Origin of the sequence: Mixta mediterraneensis (genome assembly GCF_030283135.1) — a bacterium.
GTDB classification, from domain to species: domain Bacteria; phylum Pseudomonadota; class Gammaproteobacteria; order Enterobacterales; family Enterobacteriaceae; genus Pantoea; species Pantoea mediterraneensis.
Genome location: NZ_JASUAZ010000010.1, coordinates 1 through 18314 on the forward strand (window position 1 = coordinate 1; position 18314 = coordinate 18314).

20 protein-coding genes and 4 pseudogenes are annotated in these 18314 nt (G+C 51.7%); 4 read left to right on the forward strand and 20 right to left on the reverse strand.

The window, feature by feature from the left end:
• Nucleotides 1–126: 126 nt before the first annotated feature.
• The 3 genes and pseudogenes from QRY16_RS08625 to QRY16_RS08635 form a co-directional block, all read right to left on the reverse strand.
• Nucleotides 127–489, reverse strand: a pseudogene (locus tag QRY16_RS08625) (glycosyl transferase); the annotation flags it as partial.
• 43 nt (nucleotides 490–532) lie between these two features.
• Complete coding sequence (locus QRY16_RS08630; RefSeq protein ID WP_289776361.1) at nucleotides 533–1315, reverse strand: mannosyl-3-phosphoglycerate phosphatase-related protein; 783 nt, start codon at nucleotides 1313–1315, stop codon at nucleotides 533–535.
• A gap of 355 nt (nucleotides 1316–1670) precedes the next feature.
• On the reverse strand, nucleotides 1671–1904 hold the full coding sequence (locus tag QRY16_RS08635; RefSeq protein ID WP_193403967.1) for a DUF2525 domain-containing protein: 234 nt from the start codon (nucleotides 1902–1904) through the stop codon (nucleotides 1671–1673).
• A 316-nt stretch (nucleotides 1905–2220) separates the two neighbouring features.
• Here QRY16_RS08635 and QRY16_RS08640 point away from each other — a divergent pair, with 316 nt between their 5' ends.
• Nucleotides 2221–2379, forward strand: coding sequence for a YqaE/Pmp3 family membrane protein (locus QRY16_RS08640; protein ID WP_193403968.1), 159 nt, complete (start codon nucleotides 2221–2223; stop codon nucleotides 2377–2379).
• Nucleotides 2380–2442: 63 nt separating this feature from the next.
• Nucleotides 2443–2637, forward strand: coding sequence for a protein DsrB (gene dsrB / locus QRY16_RS08645; RefSeq protein WP_193403969.1), 195 nt, complete (start codon nucleotides 2443–2445; stop codon nucleotides 2635–2637).
• Between the two features lie 205 nt (nucleotides 2638–2842).
• On the opposite strand, the gene QRY16_RS08650 is transcribed toward dsrB, so the two are convergent.
• From QRY16_RS08650 to fliF, 15 genes are all read right to left on the reverse strand, one after another.
• On the reverse strand, nucleotides 2843–4549 hold the full coding sequence (locus QRY16_RS08650; protein WP_289776298.1) for a methyl-accepting chemotaxis protein: 1707 nt from the start codon (nucleotides 4547–4549) through the stop codon (nucleotides 2843–2845).
• 137 nt (nucleotides 4550–4686) lie between these two features.
• Nucleotides 4687–5322 carry a transcriptional regulator RcsA gene (gene rcsA, locus QRY16_RS08655; protein ID WP_193403971.1) on the reverse strand — a complete coding sequence of 212 codons (636 nt, stop codon included), beginning with the start codon at nucleotides 5320–5322 and terminating at the stop codon, nucleotides 4687–4689.
• A gap of 629 nt (nucleotides 5323–5951) precedes the next feature.
• A complete protein-coding gene (gene fliR, locus QRY16_RS08660) occupies nucleotides 5952–6737 on the reverse strand; it encodes a flagellar biosynthetic protein FliR (RefSeq protein WP_289776299.1) in 786 nt (261 codons plus the stop codon).
• Nucleotides 6737–7006 (reverse strand): flagellar biosynthesis protein FliQ, encoded by a 270-nt coding sequence (fliQ, locus tag QRY16_RS08665; protein WP_193403973.1) that lies wholly within the window; start codon nucleotides 7004–7006, stop codon nucleotides 6737–6739. Before fliQ ends, fliR begins: the two co-directional genes overlap by 1 nt.
• A gap of 27 nt (nucleotides 7007–7033) precedes the next feature.
• Nucleotides 7034–7765 (reverse strand): flagellar type III secretion system pore protein FliP, encoded by a 732-nt coding sequence (gene fliP, locus QRY16_RS08670; RefSeq protein ID WP_419776117.1) that lies wholly within the window; start codon nucleotides 7763–7765, stop codon nucleotides 7034–7036.
• The gene (gene fliO, locus QRY16_RS08675; protein WP_193403974.1) at nucleotides 7762–8160 is read right to left on the reverse strand and encodes a flagellar biosynthetic protein FliO; all 399 of its coding nucleotides are present in this window, start codon (nucleotides 8158–8160) and stop codon (nucleotides 7762–7764) included. Before fliO ends, fliP begins: the two co-directional genes overlap by 4 nt.
• Before the next feature lie 2 nt (nucleotides 8161–8162).
• A complete protein-coding gene (fliN, locus tag QRY16_RS08680) occupies nucleotides 8163–8570 on the reverse strand; it encodes a flagellar motor switch protein FliN (protein ID WP_193403975.1) in 408 nt (135 codons plus the stop codon).
• A complete protein-coding gene (fliM, locus tag QRY16_RS08685; protein ID WP_289776300.1) occupies nucleotides 8563–9570 on the reverse strand; it encodes a flagellar motor switch protein FliM in 1008 nt (335 codons plus the stop codon). Before fliM ends, fliN begins: the two co-directional genes overlap by 8 nt.
• Nucleotides 9571–9574: 4 nt before the next feature.
• Entirely contained in the window at nucleotides 9575–10060 is a 486-nt protein-coding gene (gene fliL, locus QRY16_RS08690) for a flagellar basal body-associated protein FliL (protein WP_289776301.1), read from the reverse strand.
• Nucleotides 10061–10189: 129 nt separating this feature from the next.
• Entirely contained in the window at nucleotides 10190–11446 is a 1257-nt protein-coding gene (locus QRY16_RS08695; protein WP_289776302.1) for a flagellar hook-length control protein FliK, read from the reverse strand.
• A complete protein-coding gene (fliJ, locus tag QRY16_RS08700) occupies nucleotides 11443–11886 on the reverse strand; it encodes a flagellar export protein FliJ (RefSeq protein WP_193403979.1) in 444 nt (147 codons plus the stop codon). Before fliJ ends, QRY16_RS08695 begins: the two co-directional genes overlap by 4 nt.
• Nucleotides 11887–11905: 19 nt before the next feature.
• Nucleotides 11906–13267: a flagellar protein export ATPase FliI gene (gene fliI, locus QRY16_RS08705; RefSeq protein WP_289776303.1), complete on the reverse strand. Its 1362-nt coding sequence runs from the start codon at nucleotides 13265–13267 to the stop codon at nucleotides 11906–11908.
• On the reverse strand, nucleotides 13267–13959 hold the full coding sequence (gene fliH / locus QRY16_RS08710; RefSeq protein ID WP_193403981.1) for a flagellar assembly protein FliH: 693 nt from the start codon (nucleotides 13957–13959) through the stop codon (nucleotides 13267–13269). The genes fliI and fliH overlap by 1 nt, the downstream gene beginning before the upstream one ends.
• Complete coding sequence (fliG, locus tag QRY16_RS08715; protein WP_193403982.1) at nucleotides 13952–14944, reverse strand: flagellar motor switch protein FliG; 993 nt, start codon at nucleotides 14942–14944, stop codon at nucleotides 13952–13954. Before fliG ends, fliH begins: the two co-directional genes overlap by 8 nt.
• Complete coding sequence (gene fliF, locus QRY16_RS08720) at nucleotides 14941–16674, reverse strand: flagellar basal-body MS-ring/collar protein FliF (protein WP_289776304.1); 1734 nt, start codon at nucleotides 16672–16674, stop codon at nucleotides 14941–14943. Before fliF ends, fliG begins: the two co-directional genes overlap by 4 nt.
• A gap of 231 nt (nucleotides 16675–16905) precedes the next feature.
• Between fliF and fliE the strand changes: the two genes are divergently transcribed.
• Complete coding sequence (gene fliE / locus QRY16_RS08725) at nucleotides 16906–17217, forward strand: flagellar hook-basal body complex protein FliE (RefSeq protein ID WP_193403984.1); 312 nt, start codon at nucleotides 16906–16908, stop codon at nucleotides 17215–17217.
• Between the two features lie 31 nt (nucleotides 17218–17248).
• On the opposite strand, the pseudogene QRY16_RS08730 reads toward fliE, so the two are convergent.
• A pseudogene (locus QRY16_RS08730) lies at nucleotides 17249–17413 on the reverse strand (Arm DNA-binding domain-containing protein); the annotation flags it as partial.
• Here QRY16_RS08730 and QRY16_RS08735 point away from each other — a divergent pair.
• Nucleotides 17406–17884: pseudogene (locus QRY16_RS08735) on the forward strand (integrase core domain-containing protein); the annotation flags it as partial. The pseudogenes QRY16_RS08730 and QRY16_RS08735 sit on opposite strands and share 8 nt — an antisense overlap.
• 235 nt (nucleotides 17885–18119) lie before the next feature.
• On the opposite strand, the pseudogene QRY16_RS08740 reads toward QRY16_RS08735, so the two are convergent.
• Nucleotides 18120–18311: pseudogene (locus QRY16_RS08740) on the reverse strand (Arm DNA-binding domain-containing protein); the annotation flags it as partial.
• Nucleotides 18312–18314 lie beyond the last annotated feature (3 nt).

The window sequence follows — 18314 nt, forward strand, 5'->3', positions numbered from 1 at the left end:
CTGAAAGATAAGCTGAAAAGCGGTCAACTCCAGAAGAAAACGAAAGCAACAACGCTCGAATGATTCAAAGGGGGTGGGTCAGTTTTACTTTGGCAGGGTGGGTCAGAATTCGATCGGTATTGACAACTGGCTCGGTGATAATCCTTCTTTATCTAATTCGGCATCGATCGCTTTCAGGCGGGGACCATCGTTCCACAAAATGCGGTGACGCTGTGGCAGGCGAGAGAAAAACTCGCGGGCATAAAGAAACTGTTCGCGATCGGCACGGTCCAGACCAATAACAATCTCATTGAGATAAGGAACCTGAGCCAGTTCATCGACAATATTGCTCAATGCCGGCCCTTCAAGCTCCGAAAACAGCGACGGCAATATTAAACCCATTTTCCGTTTACGGGAAAAACGCACCAGCTCTTTTTCCAGCGATGTCACGCTGCGGTGGGTGAGGTTATGGAAATTGGTTATTACGCCATTCTGATAAAAGTCACTCATCGCATTATCCTTATCGTTTTGCAGCCATTGCCGCTAATCAGGGCTAAGTAAGAAAATAATCCAGACCTTCACACCAGCCCTCGGGGCCGTAATGCGTAGTGTGATAAATGTGAGAGAGATCCTGACGCTGCAGGCTGACTGGCGTTTTGCTGTATCCCTTGATCACCACTGCGTAATCAACGGTGTCTAGCATGGGACCGTCGTTAGGGCCATCGCCAAGCCCGACAGTGATACGCGGTTCACCTTCAAGCTGATGCAAAAGCCAGCGTAGCGCTTCGCCTTTACCGCTGCCTGCGGGCATCACGTGCCAAAAACGACCGCCCTGGGTCAGCGTCAGGTTGAGTGCGGCCAGTTCTGCGCGAAAGGCTTCAAAGGCTTCTTCGCTGTCGCGCCATACCAACACTTCTGAGGCGTCGCGCTGGCGGGATAATGCTGCATCGGCTTCGCTTAATCCGGTCATGGCAGAGACGTCGCGGTCGGTAAAATCATGGAAGCCGGTAAAACGATATTTGCTTTGCAATACCGATAACGTCTGGCACAGCGCTGCATAAGCTATGCTGTCAGCCGGAATGCGCATACGCTCGGTTGGATCAAGCTGAACCAATGCGCCGTTCTCAGCAATAAACGGAGCGCCGTCAATACCGAGTTTCTTTTGCAGCGGCAGAATTTCGGCCGCCGTTTTACTCGAACAGATTACCAGCGGAATATTGTGTTGCTGCAGCAGCTCAAGCCACTCCTCGGCCGCGTCCCAGCGATAGCTGTGGTGATCAAGTAAAGAACCATCAAGATCGGTCACAACGATAAGTGGCTGTTGAAGCGTGGGCATCATTTGGCTCCTTTCGTCACGTTCGCCGCTAAAGTAGCGATTTTTCAATATTATAGTTGAATCTATGTCACATTTTTTTCTTATGCTTAACCCGTGAACTTCCAGGAGTAATCTTAAAACGCAACGGATAGTTCATTTTTGCTGCATGGTTTTAGCATGGCTTTAAGGCTTGTTGCGCAAGGTTTTTTCAGTGATACATGCCATCAGAATAGCCGCTGCGCAGTAGAATCGCGCAGGGTTGAGACTTGTCTTAAGACAGGGAAAGCGTAATCTGCAAAGGTGTTAAGAATTTCCTGATGTAACGAATTGAATTTTTTACCCGGCCACTCAGCCGGGTATTTTTTTGCTAATCCACTCAATGGTTCACTTCGCTAATAGCGTAGTCGCGAATATCCAGTTCAAACGCGTCAGCCAGTTCGGTATAGGTTTTGACGCGTTTACCCTCCACGGTTAGCCGATGCGGCTGTTCTGGTGCTATAGCGTCGCGTACGTCACCGGCTATTTTCGCCTGAATGGCTTCTAACAACGCGTCCACGTCAATATTCACTTCCCGCTGCGCATTGTCGCTGTACTCTTTTGCCGTTGTCATAGTCTGCCTCCTGAAGACGAGAGGATATTTGAGTATAGACTGAGACGGGAAAAGGATAAGGGGCGGGAAGACAGGCAAAAAAAAGCCCGCGCTGCGCGGGCAAAAATCCTTGTTACTTTTAGGTTGACTGCGCCTTTGGGGTTAGTGCAGTGCTGAGAAGTGTAAAAGGTCTTTGCGTCAGAAGTCTTGTTGATAAACGTTAAGAAAGTGAAAAATCCGCATTGACCCATCTTTACCTGCTTTTTCTTTAAAAGCAGCAGAAACGACTATAGTTAACGATAAAGCTGTTTTTTATCAACGTCTCAAGGAGAGACTTATGGATATTATTCGTATCATTATCGCTATTTTACTGCCGCCGCTAGGCGTATTCATGCAGGTGGGTTTTGGCGGAGCCTTCTGGCTGAACATTTTGTTAACGCTATGTGGCTATATTCCCGGCATCGTACATGCCGTCTGGGTTATTGCACGTCGCTAATCTCTGGATCATGGCTGCTATTGGTTTAAACTGTGCCACAAAGCGTTATCGGGAGAAACGAGAATGAAAGTAAGTGACCGCGTCACGGTAAAAACCGATGGTGGCCCACGTCGTGTTGGGGTCATTCTTGCCGTTGAGCCGTTTAACGAAGGTACTATGTTTCTGGTGGCGTTAGATGATTATCCATTGGGGATCTGGTTTTTCAACGAAACTGAACATGCGGACGGCATTTTCGTCGAGCCTTTTGAATCAGCCTGAGCGCACTATGCTGTATCTGACGTTTTTACCTGTAAAACGCCTGATAAACCGCATCAGGCGCTTTGTCTTTGAATGACGGATGTGAACGTTATCCGTTTTTTACCGGCTCATCTGTCATTTTCCTCAGCTGCTCGCGCTTCTTTTAACCGGTCAGGCTATCTATGAAGCCGTTGGGAGCCATGCTTTTCACTGTTCCGATAGCGCCTTAAAACGTTTCCCAGTTGTCATTAGCTGAAGCCAGCGCCGGACGCGGCGTTAAATGAGAGGATTTCAACGCAGGTACAGGCGTACTTACAACGTCTTTTGGTAGCGGCGTTTCATGCAGGCGGAAGGCTGAAACGGCCTGTGTCAGTTTGCCCGCCTGATCTTCCAGGGAAGAGGCCGCCGCTGACGCTTCTTCTACCAGCGCTGCATTCTGCTGCGTCACGTTATCCATCTCTGTAACGGCCTGACTCACCTGTTGAATGCCACGGCTTTGCTCGTCCGAGGCGGCGGCAATCTCGGCCATGATGTCGGTCACCCGGCGCACCGCCTCAACGATTTCGCTCATGGTGGTGCCTGCTTCGCCGACCTGCTGTGAACCATCATTAATAAGCGTAACCGACTCGGCAATCAGGGTCTCAATCTCTTTTGCCGCCTGTGCGCTACGCTGGGCCAGGCTGCGCACTTCGCTGGCGACAACGGCAAAGCCACGGCCTTGCTCACCGGCTCGCGCTGCTTCTACAGCAGCGTTCAATGCCAGAATATTGGTCTGGAAGGCAATGCTGTTAATGACATTAGTGATCTCAGCAATCTTCTTCGAACTGCCGGAGATATCGGTCATGGTTTTTACTACGCCGTTTACCCGGTTGCCACCGCTACGCGCTTTACCGGAAGCATCGGCTGCCAGCTGGCTGGCATGATGCGCATTCTCGGCATTCTGTTTTACCGTTGCTGTTAACTGCTCCATGCTGGCAGCAGTTTGCTCCAGCGCCGCAGCCTGCTGTTCGGTACGTGATGAAAGATCGGTATTGCCTGCTGAGATTTCACCTGAGCCCTGATAAATCGCGACAGCACCTTCACGTACCGTGCCGACGGTTTTGACCAGCGCCGCTTGCATCAGTTGCAGATTATGAATCAACGAACCAATTTCACTGCGACCATGCGGCAGGGCAGGGGCGGTCAAGTCTCCCTGCGCGATGCGCTCAATGCGTGTCACAGACTGACGAAGCGGATTAATCACCACCCGACGAAGAAAGACGAAGGTCAACAGTACCAATACCAGTGCGGCAGAGAAGGCGACTGCCATGGCAATAAAGCCGATACGCGACTGATGCTCCGCATCGACATTAATCGCCTGCGCCCGATCGGTACGAATCTTGATGGCTTTCAGCAGAACATCATTATAAGCGGCATCGAGCTTACGCGTGACGTCCGTTTCGTGCGCGATAATGCCTTCAAAACTGCCTTGTTTGCCCGCGTTAATCATCGGCATCAGGCCCTTATCAACGTATTCAGTGAAACGTGTAGTTAAAGCCGCATCCAGCGCTATATCGGCTGGCGTCTTCACTTTACGGTTCATATATAGCTTAAAGCCCGCTTTCGCTTGCTGAATACGTGCCTCGGTTGCCGCAACGTTAGCGCGAAACGTATCCATTTCACCAATACGCGCCGCTGCTCCCGCCTGGATTATCGCTAGCCGTGCGGTCCGTAGATGATTTGAACTGTTGGAGATTCCCATGCGCACCTGAATCTCTTCGGTGGCATTTTGCAGAGACTGGTTACTTTGAATAAGAAAATAGCTGGCGAGGCCGATACAGAGTGCGAACAGCAACAGAATGCAGCCAAAAATCATACTAAACAGGGGAACGAGTCGGGTGTTTTGCCAAATGCCCGGTTTATATTGCCCATCAATCACCTGCGCTGTGTTCATATCCTTGCTCTCATAAAGATGTTGTTATAGAGCTAACATCGGCAATTTCTGAGAAAGGATTAGGCAGTTAAGTGAGATCTGGCTCGCAATTTAATACAAACAACCGACCATAAAAGTCGGTTGTTTTAGCTGTGTTATTATCTCACATTGACATAAATGCCCGAGGTAACATTATCGGTTAATCGCACCACATGATAGATAACTTGTTTATTATGGGTTTTGATTTTGCGTTTAATATTACCTTTATGTGACGAAACCGTTTTTGCTTTTATTTGCATTTTGTCGGAAATCTGAATGGTGTCATGACCTGACATCCACATTTTCAACATATTTGATTCAGTCTGACTCAGGGTTAAAGGATGGATGTCCAACCCGGAGGAAATACGTGGAGATTGATTAAGTTTCTTTTGCAAATACGTACTCAGCAGCGAGTCTAATGTAGATGTTTTTATCGATTTTGATGTAATAATCAGGTTCTTACGAACGTAGAGATATTCCTCAAAATGGATATTGCTGATCGCCATAAAGATAAAAAAAAGGGTCTCAGGGTGCTGCATAATAATACTGCGGATACGCTCACTGGAGTCAGGTTCATGAATAAAGCAATCTTCATTAATAAAAACGACACCAGGTTTTAATTGCTCACAACGTTGCTGTAATTGTTCAATGTCAGAGGCAGAAGTAATATTTTTCCTTTTAACTCCTTTAGAAGACATATAGTCCATTAATCCCAGGCGTGTGTAGTTGCAGGAATCCATAATAATCGTTGGCATGTTAGCGACCCTCACCAATTTGTTATCCGTTTAAATCAACGATGAATTACGCGTTGCGGTACGAGAGAGATTTCTAAGATACTTTTTTATTCTGCTTATGCAGTGTGGCAACAGGCAAACGCCTGTAAAAGTCTTCTTCCCTGACCCGTTCTGCAAAAAAATTGTGCTGCTTTGACGTCACACACCTCTCAGCAATAGGGGAAATTGCTGGCGAGTTACCGAAGTACGGGTAAAACCTGCTTTTTTGGGAGCTTGATCACTATCGCTGAAAACCCAGAGTTTTCTGATAGGACAAATCTTAAAAACATTTGTTTCACGAAAGTGTGACATCTCAACGCGTATTGACAATGCCGGAAAAAACAATTTCTGACAAGAAAAATCATTGAAGGATTTTTTTTGTTCAATTTCAATGTATTGCCGGTTTTGTCAATAAATCCACAGTGTTACAGTTTTTGTGAACCGCCCAACTAAAATACGCGAAGCGGGGTTTAATAAGAATTATTTTCAGACTCCCGGTACATTTATCAGAATTTCCTTGGTTGATTTCTGAAAAACATGGTTCAGAAAATGCACTAAAGGTATCAAAATGTTTAAGTATCACTGTCGCGGAGTAGTTAGATACTTAATGTTCAGGGACGAGATAGTTCCGATAAGAACAGCGCGAGTAAATCAAATACTTCACTGAATAAATGCTCACAGAACGGGGCAAGGAGGGGCATCAGTAGGCTAATGGTCAAAATACCTACTGTTAAGGTAATCGGGAAACCGATCGCGAAGATTGATAACTGTGGTGAAACACGGTTTAACAAACCTAGTACCAGATTTAACATGAGCAGCAAAACGATTAGGGGTAACGCTAACATCATGCCATTAAGGAAAATTAATCCGCCCGATTTCACTAATGCCATAAAAGCATGGGCATTAAGTGGATGTCCTCCGATGGGTAACGTATGAAAACTGTCCGCCAGCAACGAGATTAACCATAAATGACCGTTGAAGGTCAGGAACAGTAACATCGCCAGCATGTCGAGAAAACGCGCAAGAACCGGCATGTTGAGCCGACTGCCCGGATCGAAAAAAGTGGCGAATGACAAACCCATCTGCAATCCAATCACTTCTCCCGCCGCCCGTACGGCGGCAAAAGCAAACTGCATAGTAAAGCCGAGCGCAATACCAATCAGCATCTGCTGGATGAGTAACCAAAATCCGGCAGGTGAAAAGAGCGTCACCTCAACCGGCGGCAGCATGGGCATTAACAGCCAGGTAATCATCACCGCCAGGCCAATTTTGACCCGTTTACTAATTGCGCGTTCGCTTAGCAGTGGTGCGGTGGCAAATAACGCCAGCAAGCGCACCAGCGGCCAGTAAAACTGACTGACCCAGTGAACAAGTTGGCTACTGTCGAGAGTAATCATCAGCCAATGATATAAGGCAGGTTGGTAAAGACGGTGCGAATATAATCCAGCGCCAGGTTCAACATCCATGGTCCCGCGATAATGCCAGTCGTCGCAACGGCAAGAATTTTCGGGATAAACGACAGGGTTTGTTCGTTTATCTGGGTGGCGGCCTGTAGCAGGCTGATCAGCAGACCGCTGACCAGCGCAGACAGCAGCAGCGGAGCGGCCAGCATCAGCGCGATGCGCATCGCTTCCTGCCCCATCACCATTACCGATTCGGGTGTCATATGTCGCTCCTGTCAGAGAAGGGGAAATCAGGAATAAAAACTTTGTGCCAGTGAACCGACCAGCAACTGCCAGCCATCCACCAGAACAAACAGCATCAACTTAAACGGCAGAGAAATTGTCGCGGGTGGCACCATCATCATACCCAGCGCCATTAAGACACTGGCAACAACCAGGTCGATAATCAGGAACGGAATAAAGACGGTAAAACCAATCTGGAAAGCCGTTTTCAGTTCGCTGGTAACATAGGCGGGCAGCAGAATACGCATCGGCACGGCTTCCGGGCCAGCAATAGGCGGCGTATTCGCCAGGCGGGCAAATAAAGCAAGGTCGGCTTCGCGCGTCTGACGCAGCATAAAATCACGCAGCGGCTGCGCACCTTTTTCAATCGCCACGTCCATGCTGATCTTATCCTGACTAAACGGCAGATAAGCATCCTGATAAATCTTGTCGAAAGTCGGCGCCATGATAAAGAAGGTCAGGAACAGCGACAGGCCAAGTAATACCTGGTTCGGTGGAGCAGAAGGCGTGCCCAGGGCATTCCGCAGCAGTCCAAAAACAATGATGATGCGGGTAAAGCTGGTCATCATCAGCAATACAGCCGGAATAAACGTCAGAGCGGTAATAAACACCAGCGTCTGTACGGGCAGTGACCAGCTTTGGCCGCCATTCGCTAAAGGATGGCTGACCAGGCCCGGTAACTGAGCATGAGCAACCGGTGCCAGCAGCAGCGGCAGAAGAGCAAACAGTCGACGCATCATTGAGGTTTTCCGGGACGTTTAACCAGGTTTTGTAATAGCTGACGAAAATCGTGTGGCGCAATGCTTTGCGGTGGATTTTCATCCGGCCCGCTGGGCGGCAACGTGTGCAGATGCGTGATTTGCTGTGCCGTTACGCCCAATACCAGGCGCGCGTCGGCGGTATCAACAATCACTACGCGTTCACGCTGCCCCACCTGCACGCTGGCGGTCATTTTCAGTTCCTGGCTGCTTACCTTTTGGGGAGCAAAACCGAGCCGGCGAGCCAGCCAGGCACAGACCAGAATCAACAATACAATTACGACTAACACGCCGCTGACCTGAGTCAACACCGAACCGGCAGAGATTGCCTGCGTTTGCGGCGTTGCAGGATGCAGGGTTTGTGACGAGGTATTCATTATCAACGACTCAGACGACGCATACGTTCAGAAGGCGTAATAATATCGGTGATACGCACGCCATATTTGTCGTTTACCACCACCACTTCACCCTGGGCGATTAAATAACCGTTGATCAAAATATCAAGCGGTTCACCCGCCAGGCCATCCAGCGCCACCACTGAACCCTGCGTCAGGCGCAGCAGTTCTTTGATCGTCATTTTAGTGCGACCCAGCTCCACGGTGAGCTTCACCGGAATATCCATGATCAGGTCAATGTCCTGCAGTGAGCCAGTCACGTTAGCGCTCTCAAACGTTTTAAACACATCGTCGCTTTGCGGCGCGCTGGTGCCAGCTTGCTCGTTCATTGCCTCAGCCCACAGATCGTCCGCAGAGATGTTATCATCGGACGGTTTCTTGCTGTCACTCATTGGGCTGTTCCTCGTTCAGCGAATTCAAAATTGGGTTAATCAGATGTTCGACACGCAGGGCATATTGGCCATTCATCGTGCCATATTGGCTGGTCAATACCGGAACGCCATCCACATGGGCGATAATGCGTTCGGGCTTCTCAATGGGCAGCACATCGCCTGGTTTCAGCTGCAAAATGCGTGACAGACGGAGTGAAGTCTCAGCAAAATGCGCAATCAGCTCCAGTTCAGAGTGCTGTACCTGCTTCACCAGGGTATCGCGCCAGTGATTATCTTCCTGACGGGAATTCTCCAGCGGCGGGTTCACCAGCAGTTCGCGCAGCGGCTCAATCATCGAAAACGGAATACAAATATTAAATTCACCGACCAGGTTACCAATCTCCACCTGGAACGGCGTGTTAACCACAATGTCGTTGGGTGAAGTCGTGATATTGGTAAATTTTACCTGCATCTCGGAACGCACATATTCCACTTCCAGCGGATAAATGGCCTTCCATGCATCGCTGTAGCCCTCCAGCGCCAGCTTCAGCATGCGACGAATCACGCGTTGTTCGGTGTGAGTAAATTCACGGCCTTCCACTTTTGTCGGGAAGCGGCCATCCCCACCAAACAGATTATCAACTGCGATAAAGACCAGGCTTGGCGAAAACACCACCAACGCTGTACCACGTAGCGGCTTCAGGTGGATCAGGTTCAGGTTAGTTGGCACCGGTAAATTGCGGGCAAACTCATGATAGGGCTGAATCTTGATCGCACCGACGGAAATATCCGGGCTACGGCGCAGCAGGTTAAATAGCGCCATACGGAACTGACGAGCAAAACGCTCGTTAATAATTTCCAGCGCCTGCAGACGTTCACGGATGACGCGACGCTGCGTATTCGGGTCGTAAGGGCGAATATCGCCTTCCGGCCCGTTCTGTTGCTTTTCATCTGCCGGGCTGTCACTGTCGCCGTTTAACAGCGCGTCAATTTCAGCCTGGGAGAGAATGTTATCGCCCATTGATTCACCTCAAAATGAAGGCAGTAAACAGCACATCGCTTACGACCTGCGGAGGTTGACCTTTTACCAGCGGTGGTGCCAGCACCTGTTTGATTTGCTCAATAAGCGCTTGCTTTCCTTGCTCCGACGCTAGCGCAGCCGCGCTCTGTCGCGAGAGCAGCAGCAGCAAACGGCTGCGCACCTCAGGCAGATAATCATTCATCCGACGACGGGTTTCTTCATCCGGCAGACGCAGGGTAAAACCTACGTACAGCACGCGATCAAGATCGTTGTCGGGATTGACCAGGTTAACCGTAAATGTATCAAGTGCAAAAAAGACCGGGGCGGCAGGCGGTTCGACTTTCGCAACCTCCGGCTTATCGTCCTTGTGTTTATTCATCATTCGCCAGACTGCATAGCCTGCTACGCTGCAAGCGGCGAGAGTTACAATGAGTAACATCGGAATTAAAATTGAACGTTTGCGGCCTTTAGCTTCCGCTGTATCAGACATTTTTGCAGTTACTTCCTGTGAATTATGAACAAGCCTCTCGGCTCGCCTGGACAGATTATCCCGCGTCTTAAGTCAAACAATGGGAAGAAAAGACGCGGGTTTTAGGCTTACCTTCAGCGTTTGTTGCTATCAGGCAAAAGTGTCGACTGCACCGTTGCCCGCCAGACGCGCCTGAAGGGCAGCCGGTACGGCAATGGGCGTTATATCATTATCACTGTCCTGAGAGAGAGAGAAGTTGCCGTGCTGTCCGTCGCGCCGCGCCTCCTGTTGTGGTTGCTGGAAGCTCTGGCCTTGTGCGGAACTGTCACTGCTCACCTGACTCTCGCCCAGGTTGATGCCGCTGTCAGCCAGCGCGGTTCGCAGCTGAGGCAGCGCGGCTTCCAGTGCGGCCCGAACGTGGCTGTGGCTGGAAACCATATTTATCTGGGCCGTGTCGTTATCCAGTTTCAGACTGATCTGGATGCTCCCCAGATCTTCCGGATGCAAACGCAGCTCTGCATTCTGTTGACCGTTACGGCTGAACATTACAATTTGCTGGCTCAGCGCCTGCTGCCATTCGTTACTGCCAAGCTGCGCATTCAGCATTGGCGTTGACGGCGTGTTAGTGGTTGCTGATGCATTCAACGGCGTAGCCAGCGAACGGGTGCTGGAGAGCGACGCGCCGGTTAGCAGCACGTTATCGCTGGCGCTGTCCTTCGCCGCAGGCTGATCGTCCTGCTTGCTCCAGCCGTTCAACGCCTGCTGAAAATTGCCGTCAAGATCCTGCATCGTGCTGTTATTCGCTGCTGCCGGGCTGCTGTTACTGGCCGTTGCATTAACAGTACTGTTTACCAGGCCCGCATCGCTGGCTTTTGCGCCTTTTCCTTCCGGCTTGTCGTGCTGGCTGGCTAGCGCACTGTTCACCGCCTGCGATAGCGTTGACAAGACGCTGCGACGCGCATCCCCCGGTATTAACGCGCTGCTGGCAACCTGGCTGGCGTCGCGGGTCGTAGTTGCTGGTAACATCGCGAAAAGCGCCTGCATGTTTTGCATGTCACTGGCGCTTAAGGTAGTGGCATCTTGTTTATCTTTATCATCGGCTGATTTTGTGTCGGCTTTAATATTTTCCGGCTTCAGCAGGGCATTAAGCGCATCGGGATTTGCCAGCGCTGCCAGGAGGGCATCGCGCGGGCTGTCTGACTTACTATCCGCATCATTTTCTGTCGTCTGATCAGCTATTTGCGTTGCGCTGCCTTGCTGCTTTGCCAGCGTCGATAAATGTTGGCTCAACGCTGTCACAAAGCCCTGTGGCTGCGAATCAGCGCCCGGTGAGATGTCCGATGAAACGGACGCATCCGTGTTTCCGCTCGCAGCGGTTTGGGTGCTTATGTTCGGTAACGTAATCATTCGCCTCTCCTTAATGCGGCCCGTTGGGCAAATTCATCCATCCGTTTCTGATCGAGACGGTTTTCTTGTCGTAATGCATTTTCAGCCGCGCGCGTAATTAACGTTTGATAAGCGTTCAGGCGCTGCTGTTTCTCGCGCCAGTTCACCAGCGCCTGCTCCAGGCGCTGGTTCCAGTGCTGGAGTTGGTTACGGTGCTGCTCAATGGCTTTTTCTAACGTCTGGATAAACTGGTGATAGTTGGTCCAGCGGGTGCTGGCGATCCCGCTCGACATATCGGTGTTGAGCTTGTGGCGATATTCGTCCTGGTAATCGAGCAACATGGTGAGCTGCTGATCGGCGGCTTGCTGGCCGCGGCGCATGTCGCCTAAAAAAATGGCGGCTTTTTCCAGATCTTGCTCCGCCAGATCGCGCAGTGTGTCGATAGCATTCGCTGTTTTCATTGCCGTTACCTCGCGTTAACTAACAGAACAGGGCATGCAGATGCAGGCAGGCGTCGTCGTAATCGCTGCGTTCAAAGATGCCTTGTTGCAGAAAGGCTTCCATCTGTGGATAGAGTTTGATGGCTTTATCCAGCATGGGGTCGCTGCCTGCCGCATAAGCGCCGACGCTGACCAGATCGCGGTTGCGCTGGAAACTGGACAGCAATTGCTTGAACTGGCGAACCTGGGCGTAGTGATTCTCATCAATCAACGACGTCATGGCGCGGCTGATCGAAGCTTCGATGTCAATGGCCGGATAGTGACCGGCTTCCGCCAGACGGCGCGATAACACGATGTGGCCATCGAGAATGGCACGCGCCGAATCAGCAATCGGGTCCTGCTGATCATCACCTTCCGTTAAAACGGTATAAAAGGCGGTGATGGAGCCGCCGCCGTCAATGCCGTTACCGGCACGTTCCACCAGTGCAGGCAGTTTGGCGAATACCGAAGGTGGATAGCCTTTGGTTGCCGGTGGCTCGCCGATCGCCAGCGCGATTTCACGCTGTGCCATGGCATAGCGGGTCAGGGAATCCATAATCAGCAGCACATGCTGGCCGCGATCGCGAAAGTCCTCGGCGATGCGGGTGGCGTAAGCGGCACCCTGCATACGTAATAAAGGCGACACATCGGCAGGCGCTGCGATCACCACTGAGCGGGCACGGCCTTCGGCACCCAGGATATTCTCGATAAAATCTTTGACTTCACGGCCACGTTCACCAATCAGGCCAACAACAATCACATCCGCTTCGGTGTAACGCGCCATCATGCCGAGCAGCACGCTTTTACCTACGCCGGAACCGGCAAACAGGCCCATACGCTGGCCGCGTCCCACGGTGAGCAGGGCGTTAATTGCGCGCACGCCGGTATCCAACACGTCTGTAATTGGGGTGCGTTGCAGCGGGTTGAACGGTGGGGTGATCAGTGGCGCACGATAGCCCGTATCAGGTGAGGGTAAGCCATCCAACGGACGTCCGCTGCCATCCAGCACGCGACCCAACAACTGTGGGCCCAGCAATAACTGCTTACCGGCCTGCGGATTTTCGCTGGTCTGGCGGGCATAAACGCGGGCGCCTGGCAAAATGCCATCCACCTCTTCCAGTGGCATCAAAAACAGTTTCTGACCGTTAAAACCCACGACTTCACTTTCAACTTCAGTAATATTTTTGCCATCGTTACGTTCAATAACGCAGGTGGCGCCAAGCGGCAACTGCAAGCCGGTCGCTTCCAGTACCAGACCGGTGGCGCGCGTTAAACGGCCATAACGGCGAACCGCCTGCACTTGCGCAATGCGGTTTTCAAACGCGTCGAGCGCACCAAGCCAGCGATTGAGGCGCGTGGTCATTACAGCTCTCCCGGCGCGGCAAGGCGGCATAATTCCTGCCAGCGCGTCGCCACGCTGGCGTCGAGATCGCCATCTTCTGCGCTGAGTTTGCAACCGCCCGGATGCAGCGTGTTATCCGCCAGCAGGCGCCAGCCGTGTAGATCGAGCGTCGGGCCGAGCGTCTGCTCAATGCGTTGTAAATCGTCAGGATGTACGCGTAACTGTGGTTTTCCGCTGAACATCGGCTCCTGTTGTATCAGCTGCTGGATTTGACGCAGCAGGGCGCTGCCATCCACAGTGGTGGCCTGGCCAATGACTGAACGTGCGGCTTCCAGCGCCAGCTGCATCAAACGCGCCGCAATCACGCTGTCCAGCGACTCCAGCGTATTCTGGAACTCCGTTACCAGCTGCTGCATTCGTGCCTGCAAGGGTGCCTGCTGCTGCTGGGCATCGGCTAACCCTTGCTGAAAACCAGCGTCATAACCGGCTTTCTGGCCTTCTGCAAAACCCTGCTGATGGCCTTCGGTATAGCCTTGTCCCTGTGCTTCTTTGCGCATCTGCTGTTGCAGGCGTTCAAGCTGTTGCTGCTGCTCGTCCGCTTCGCTTGCGAAGGTAGCGATTTCCGGCTGTGGTTCCGCTTCCGGCTCGTCAACACGGCCTAAATCCATCGGCTGCCACAATTGCCACGGGCGGGCGGAAAATGCATCAGACATAGGTTTCCTCGCCGCCGCCAATCATCATTTCGCCAGCTTCGGCCAGGCGGCGTACCACCAGCAGAATGGCTTTCTGCTCGTTCTCCACCGCAGACATACGCACGGGGCCCCGGTTGGTCAGGTCGTCGCGCAGAATGTCGGCGGCACGCGCCGACATATTCTTGAGGAACTTTTCGCGCAGCGGCTGCTCGGCCCCTTTCAGGGCGATCAGCAACTGCTCAGATTCTATTTCCTGCAACAGACGCTGGATGCTGCGGTCGTCCACTTCCACCAGGTTTTCGAACAGGAACATCTCGTCGATAATTTTCTGGGCCAGCTCGCCATCGAAGTCGCGAACGGCTTCGATAACCGCTTCTTCCTGCTGCGTTTTCATCAGGTTGATAATTTCTGCTGCGGTTCTTACGCCGCCCATCTTCGCGCGCTTGAGGTTGGTGCCATCCAGCAGGCCGTTCAGCACTTCGGTCAGTTCCGCCAGCGCTGCGGGTTGAACACCGCCGAAAGTGGCGATACGCAGCATCACATCGTGGCGCAGGCGTTCGTCGAAAAACGCCAGAATATCGGCTGCCTGACTGCGTTTGAGATGGACCAGAATGGTAGCGATAATCTGTGGATGCTCATCGCGAATCAGGTCGGCGGCTGCCTGCGGTTCCATAAAGTTGAGCGTTTCCATGCCGCTGGTGGTTTCGCGCGTTTCAAGAATATCTTCCAGCAGGCTGGAAGCACGCTCTTCCCCCAGCGCCCTGACCAGCACCGCACGCAGATAGTCGTTGGAGTTAAGGCTGAGCGCGGCAAACTGCTCGGCATCTGCTTCAAACTCACGCAACACTTCAGTCAGCTGCTTGTGTGATACCTGACGCATATTGGCCATCGCGGCGCTGAGATGCTGCACCTCACGTTGACTCAGGTGTTTGAACACCTCCGCAGCGCGCTCTTCGCCAATGGTCATCATCAAAATGGCGCTTTTTTCAGTACCGGTCAGACTCATAGTTCTTTACTCATCCAGTCGCGAATAACCAGCGCGACGACGCGCGGATCGTTTTCAGACATGTCGCGGATGCGCTGGCTTAAAACTTCAGCGCTCATACGGTTGTTCGATTTACGTTCCTGATCCAGTTCATCTTTACTGAGCTGAACGTTAAAGGCTTCTTCATCTTTCTGGGCGGAGAGCTGGGCAGCTGCCGCTTCGGCGGTCGCTTTCTCTGCATCCTGCTTACGCATCAGTTGCGGACGCACCAGCTTGCGATAGAGAACAAAGGCAACCAGCGCAATCAACAACCATTTACCGGCGCTTATCAGCTGATCAAAGAAGGCTTGCTGCTGCCAGAAGGGCAGATCGGTCACTGTCGGCTCGGTGGTATTGAACTGCGAATTCACCACGTTGATGCTGTCACCGCGCGTTTGCGAATAACCCATCGCTTCGCGGGTTAAATTTTCAATCTGCTTCAGCTGTTGTTCATTCAGCGCAACCGCTTTGCCTTTTTCGTCTGTGCGATAATTCACCACCACGGCGACTGACAGACGCTGCACATCTCCCACATTCATCTTGGTGTGACGAATGGTGCGGTCCAGCTCATAGTTAACGGTGTCCTCATGATGAGAATTAGTGGGGCCTGAACTGGCAGCGGTGCTGAGTGCCTTCCCACTGTTCGCTGCGTTAGTTTGTCCGTTAGCATTTTGGCCATTGGCGTTTTGACCATTAGCCGCATTGTTAACGGGTGCATTAACCGGCGCGGTATTGGCTGGTGCAGGTTGATTTGACAGCGCGCCCGGCACGCCGCCGGGATAAGGACTACCTGACTGTTCGCTGATGCTGGTCAGACGTGAGCGGATCGCTGAGTTATCCGGTTGTCCGTTTGGCTGATATTTTTCGTCAGTCTGCTCGCGGCTATCAAAGTTGATTTGCGCAGTCACCTGAGCGTGAACATTTCCCTGTCCCAGAATGGGATTGAGGATCGCTTCGATACGCTGCTGATAACGTGCTTCAACTTCGGCGGCATATTTAAGCTGTGCATCGTTCAGATCACGACCGGCGGCATCAGAACGTGTCAGCAGACGACCGGTCTGATCGACCACGGTGACATTGCCCGGCGGTAAACCAGCAACGGCACTCGACACCATATGGACGATGGCCTGAATTTGGCCCTCATCCAGCGCACGTCCTGGTTGCAGCGTTAAGGTGACTGATGCTGACGGCGCTTTTTGTTCGCGCACGAACAGTGTTGGTTTTGGCATCGCCAGATGAATGCGCGCTGTTTTTACCGGACCCAGCGTTTCGATAGTACGTGCCAGCTCACCTTCCAGTGCGCGCTGATAATTCACCTGTTCGCTGAACTGGCTGATGCCAAATTTTTCTTTATCTAATAATTCAAAACCAACCGAACCGCCTTTTGGCAAACCTTGCTGGGCCAGACGCAAACGCAGCTCATGTACCTTTTCATCGGGTACCATCAGCGCACCGCCGTTCGCGGCGAAGCGATAAGGGATATTCATCTGGGTCAGTTGAGTAACAATCGCGCCGCCATCTTCATCGGTCAGATTGTTGTACAGCACGCTGTAATTTGGCGCTTTAGCCCATAACACCAATGCAAAAACCACCGCGATAGCCGCAGCGGTAGCAATCATTAAAGGAATACGCGGGTTGGCGCGCAGGCGGGCGAGAAGATCACTAAACCCTTTCTTTTCTTGACCCTGTGTGGCGGCTGCACTCGCATTCATGACCGATTCCTGCCTGACGTAATTGACCGGGTTAGTTGTAATGGCAAAACAGACTCCCTGATCTGCGTAAATAAAATTTCCACTTCAGTGCCTGGCATTATTTGATGAAACCCAAAATTTGATGGCTGAATAAGCCGGGTTTTTTGGGGTCATTTAGCGCCTTTGTCTCATTGACAATGTGCTAACTTTCCGAACGTAGAAAATTATCTGTCTTCAAATAAGGTATCGGCAATGACCATTCAGGCAATCGACGGTGTGCTGCAGCAGCTGCAAACGGCTTCACTGCAGGCGAGCAATAAAAGCAGCGAAACCAGCAATCAGGTTGATTTCGGCGCAACCATGAAAGCGGCGCTGGACAAGATCAGCGAAACCCAAACCAGCGCCCGCGCCCAGGCGCAGGATTTTGAAATGGGTAAGCCTGGCGTTGCGCTGAATGATGTGATGGTCGATCTGCAGAAATCATCGATTTCCATGCAGATGGGAATTCAGGTCAGGAATAAATTGGTGTCGGCGTATACAGATGTGATGAATATGCAGGTTTAAGCGGGTAACTGGCTGAAAATACTAAAAAATACTATACGGCCACTTTAGCGAAGCACGTATGTAGCACAAGATCGTTCATTTTCGTGTTGATAAGGGAAAGCTGATCCGTATTGTTCTCTGACATCCAGGCGCCATAGACCTGGTAAACCATCTGCGCATTTGCGTGACCCATCTGACTGGCGATGAAGTTTGGATTCCGCTGTGACAATGGTGAAAAGCTGCGGGTGACCTTCGCACAGGACTGCTGCGACAGGGAGATAGTTGACTGGGCAGCGAGCACCGGAGGCTATGATAAAGAAACGGTGCAGGATGTGATGTTGGGCGCGGTGGAAAAACGCTTCGGCAGGGAGTTGCCCACAGAGTCGCTGGAATGGCTGACGGATAACGTTCAGCCTATAAAGCGCATGAAATCAGGGCATTCGCCCGAATGCTGGGGCTTGAACCGTGCACGACAAGAGTGCGCAGCCCGGAAAGCAACGGTATAGCAGAAAGCTTCGTAAAAACGATAAAGCGTGACTACATCAGCATCGTGCCGAAACCAGACAGTCAGGCAGCGGTGATGAATCTGGCAGTGGCGTTCAGCCATTATAATGAGCATCATCCGCACAGCGCGCTGGGATACCGCTCACCACGGGAATATATACGCAGGAAGTTATCGCAACCGTAAGAGAGTAAAGGCGTCTGGATATATAGGGTCAAATCCATTTAGCTCATCAACCAACCCGCAATAGCGCTGAGGAATCCCCAGTAATGGGCGGATGAGAAAAGGCAGGCATAGAAGTTTTGTGATCTGTTGCTTTGGGTTCGGTCTGCGAGCCAGTTCTAGCCGCTCAGCGGGAAGAATGCGGGTCCTTAGTCTGCTGGCGACGCTGAGTACAATCATCTCATCTGCACCATGCTTACTCACATTTATCCCGCGCCTCAGCAAGTTTCACCGCTGGATAATCACCCAATACAAATATGTTTGATTTGCCGTTAAGTTTAAACAGATAGCGCCACGTCTTTTTGTTGCTGGGTTTCACTTCGAGGTACAGTCCGTTGAAATCATTGAGCTGGTAGACCTTTACGTTAGGCAGTACGGTATTAAGTATCAGTGA

Coding starts and splice junctions, on each gene's coding strand:
- QRY16_RS08640 (WP_193403968.1), top strand. CDS start 2,221: ATGGATATTATTCGTATCATTATCGCTATTTTACTGCCGCCGCTAGGC.
- fliF (WP_289776304.1), bottom strand. CDS start 16,674: ATGAATGCGAGTGCAGCCGCCACACAGGGTCAAGAAAAGAAAGGGTTT.
- fliL (WP_289776301.1), bottom strand. CDS start 10,060: ATGTCTGATACAGCGGAAGCTAAAGGCCGCAAACGTTCAATTTTAATT.
- fliH (WP_193403981.1), bottom strand. CDS start 13,959: ATGTCTGATGCATTTTCCGCCCGCCCGTGGCAATTGTGGCAGCCGATG.
- fliQ (WP_193403973.1), bottom strand. CDS start 7,006: ATGACACCCGAATCGGTAATGGTGATGGGGCAGGAAGCGATGCGCATC.
- QRY16_RS08635 (WP_193403967.1), bottom strand. CDS start 1,904: ATGACAACGGCAAAAGAGTACAGCGACAATGCGCAGCGGGAAGTGAAT.
- fliR (WP_289776299.1), bottom strand. CDS start 6,737: ATGATTACTCTCGACAGTAGCCAACTTGTTCACTGGGTCAGTCAGTTT.
- fliE (WP_193403984.1), top strand. CDS start 16,906: ATGACCATTCAGGCAATCGACGGTGTGCTGCAGCAGCTGCAAACGGCT.
- rcsA (WP_193403971.1), bottom strand. CDS start 5,322: ATGCCAACGATTATTATGGATTCCTGCAACTACACACGCCTGGGATTA.
- fliO (WP_193403974.1), bottom strand. CDS start 8,160: ATGAATACCTCGTCACAAACCCTGCATCCTGCAACGCCGCAAACGCAG.
- QRY16_RS08695 (WP_289776302.1), bottom strand. CDS start 11,446: ATGATTACGTTACCGAACATAAGCACCCAAACCGCTGCGAGCGGAAAC.
- QRY16_RS08650 (WP_289776298.1), bottom strand. CDS start 4,549: ATGAACACAGCGCAGGTGATTGATGGGCAATATAAACCGGGCATTTGG.
- dsrB (WP_193403969.1), top strand. CDS start 2,443: ATGAAAGTAAGTGACCGCGTCACGGTAAAAACCGATGGTGGCCCACGT.
- fliG (WP_193403982.1), bottom strand. CDS start 14,944: ATGAGTCTGACCGGTACTGAAAAAAGCGCCATTTTGATGATGACCATT.
- fliN (WP_193403975.1), bottom strand. CDS start 8,570: ATGAGTGACAGCAAGAAACCGTCCGATGATAACATCTCTGCGGACGAT.
- QRY16_RS08630 (WP_289776361.1), bottom strand. CDS start 1,315: ATGCCCACGCTTCAACAGCCACTTATCGTTGTGACCGATCTTGATGGT.
- fliJ (WP_193403979.1), bottom strand. CDS start 11,886: ATGAAAACAGCGAATGCTATCGACACACTGCGCGATCTGGCGGAGCAA.
- fliI (WP_289776303.1), bottom strand. CDS start 13,267: ATGACCACGCGCCTCAATCGCTGGCTTGGTGCGCTCGACGCGTTTGAA.
- fliM (WP_289776300.1), bottom strand. CDS start 9,570: ATGGGCGATAACATTCTCTCCCAGGCTGAAATTGACGCGCTGTTAAAC.
- fliP (WP_419776117.1), bottom strand. CDS start 7,765: ATGATGCGTCGACTGTTTGCTCTTCTGCCGCTGCTGCTGGCACCGGTT.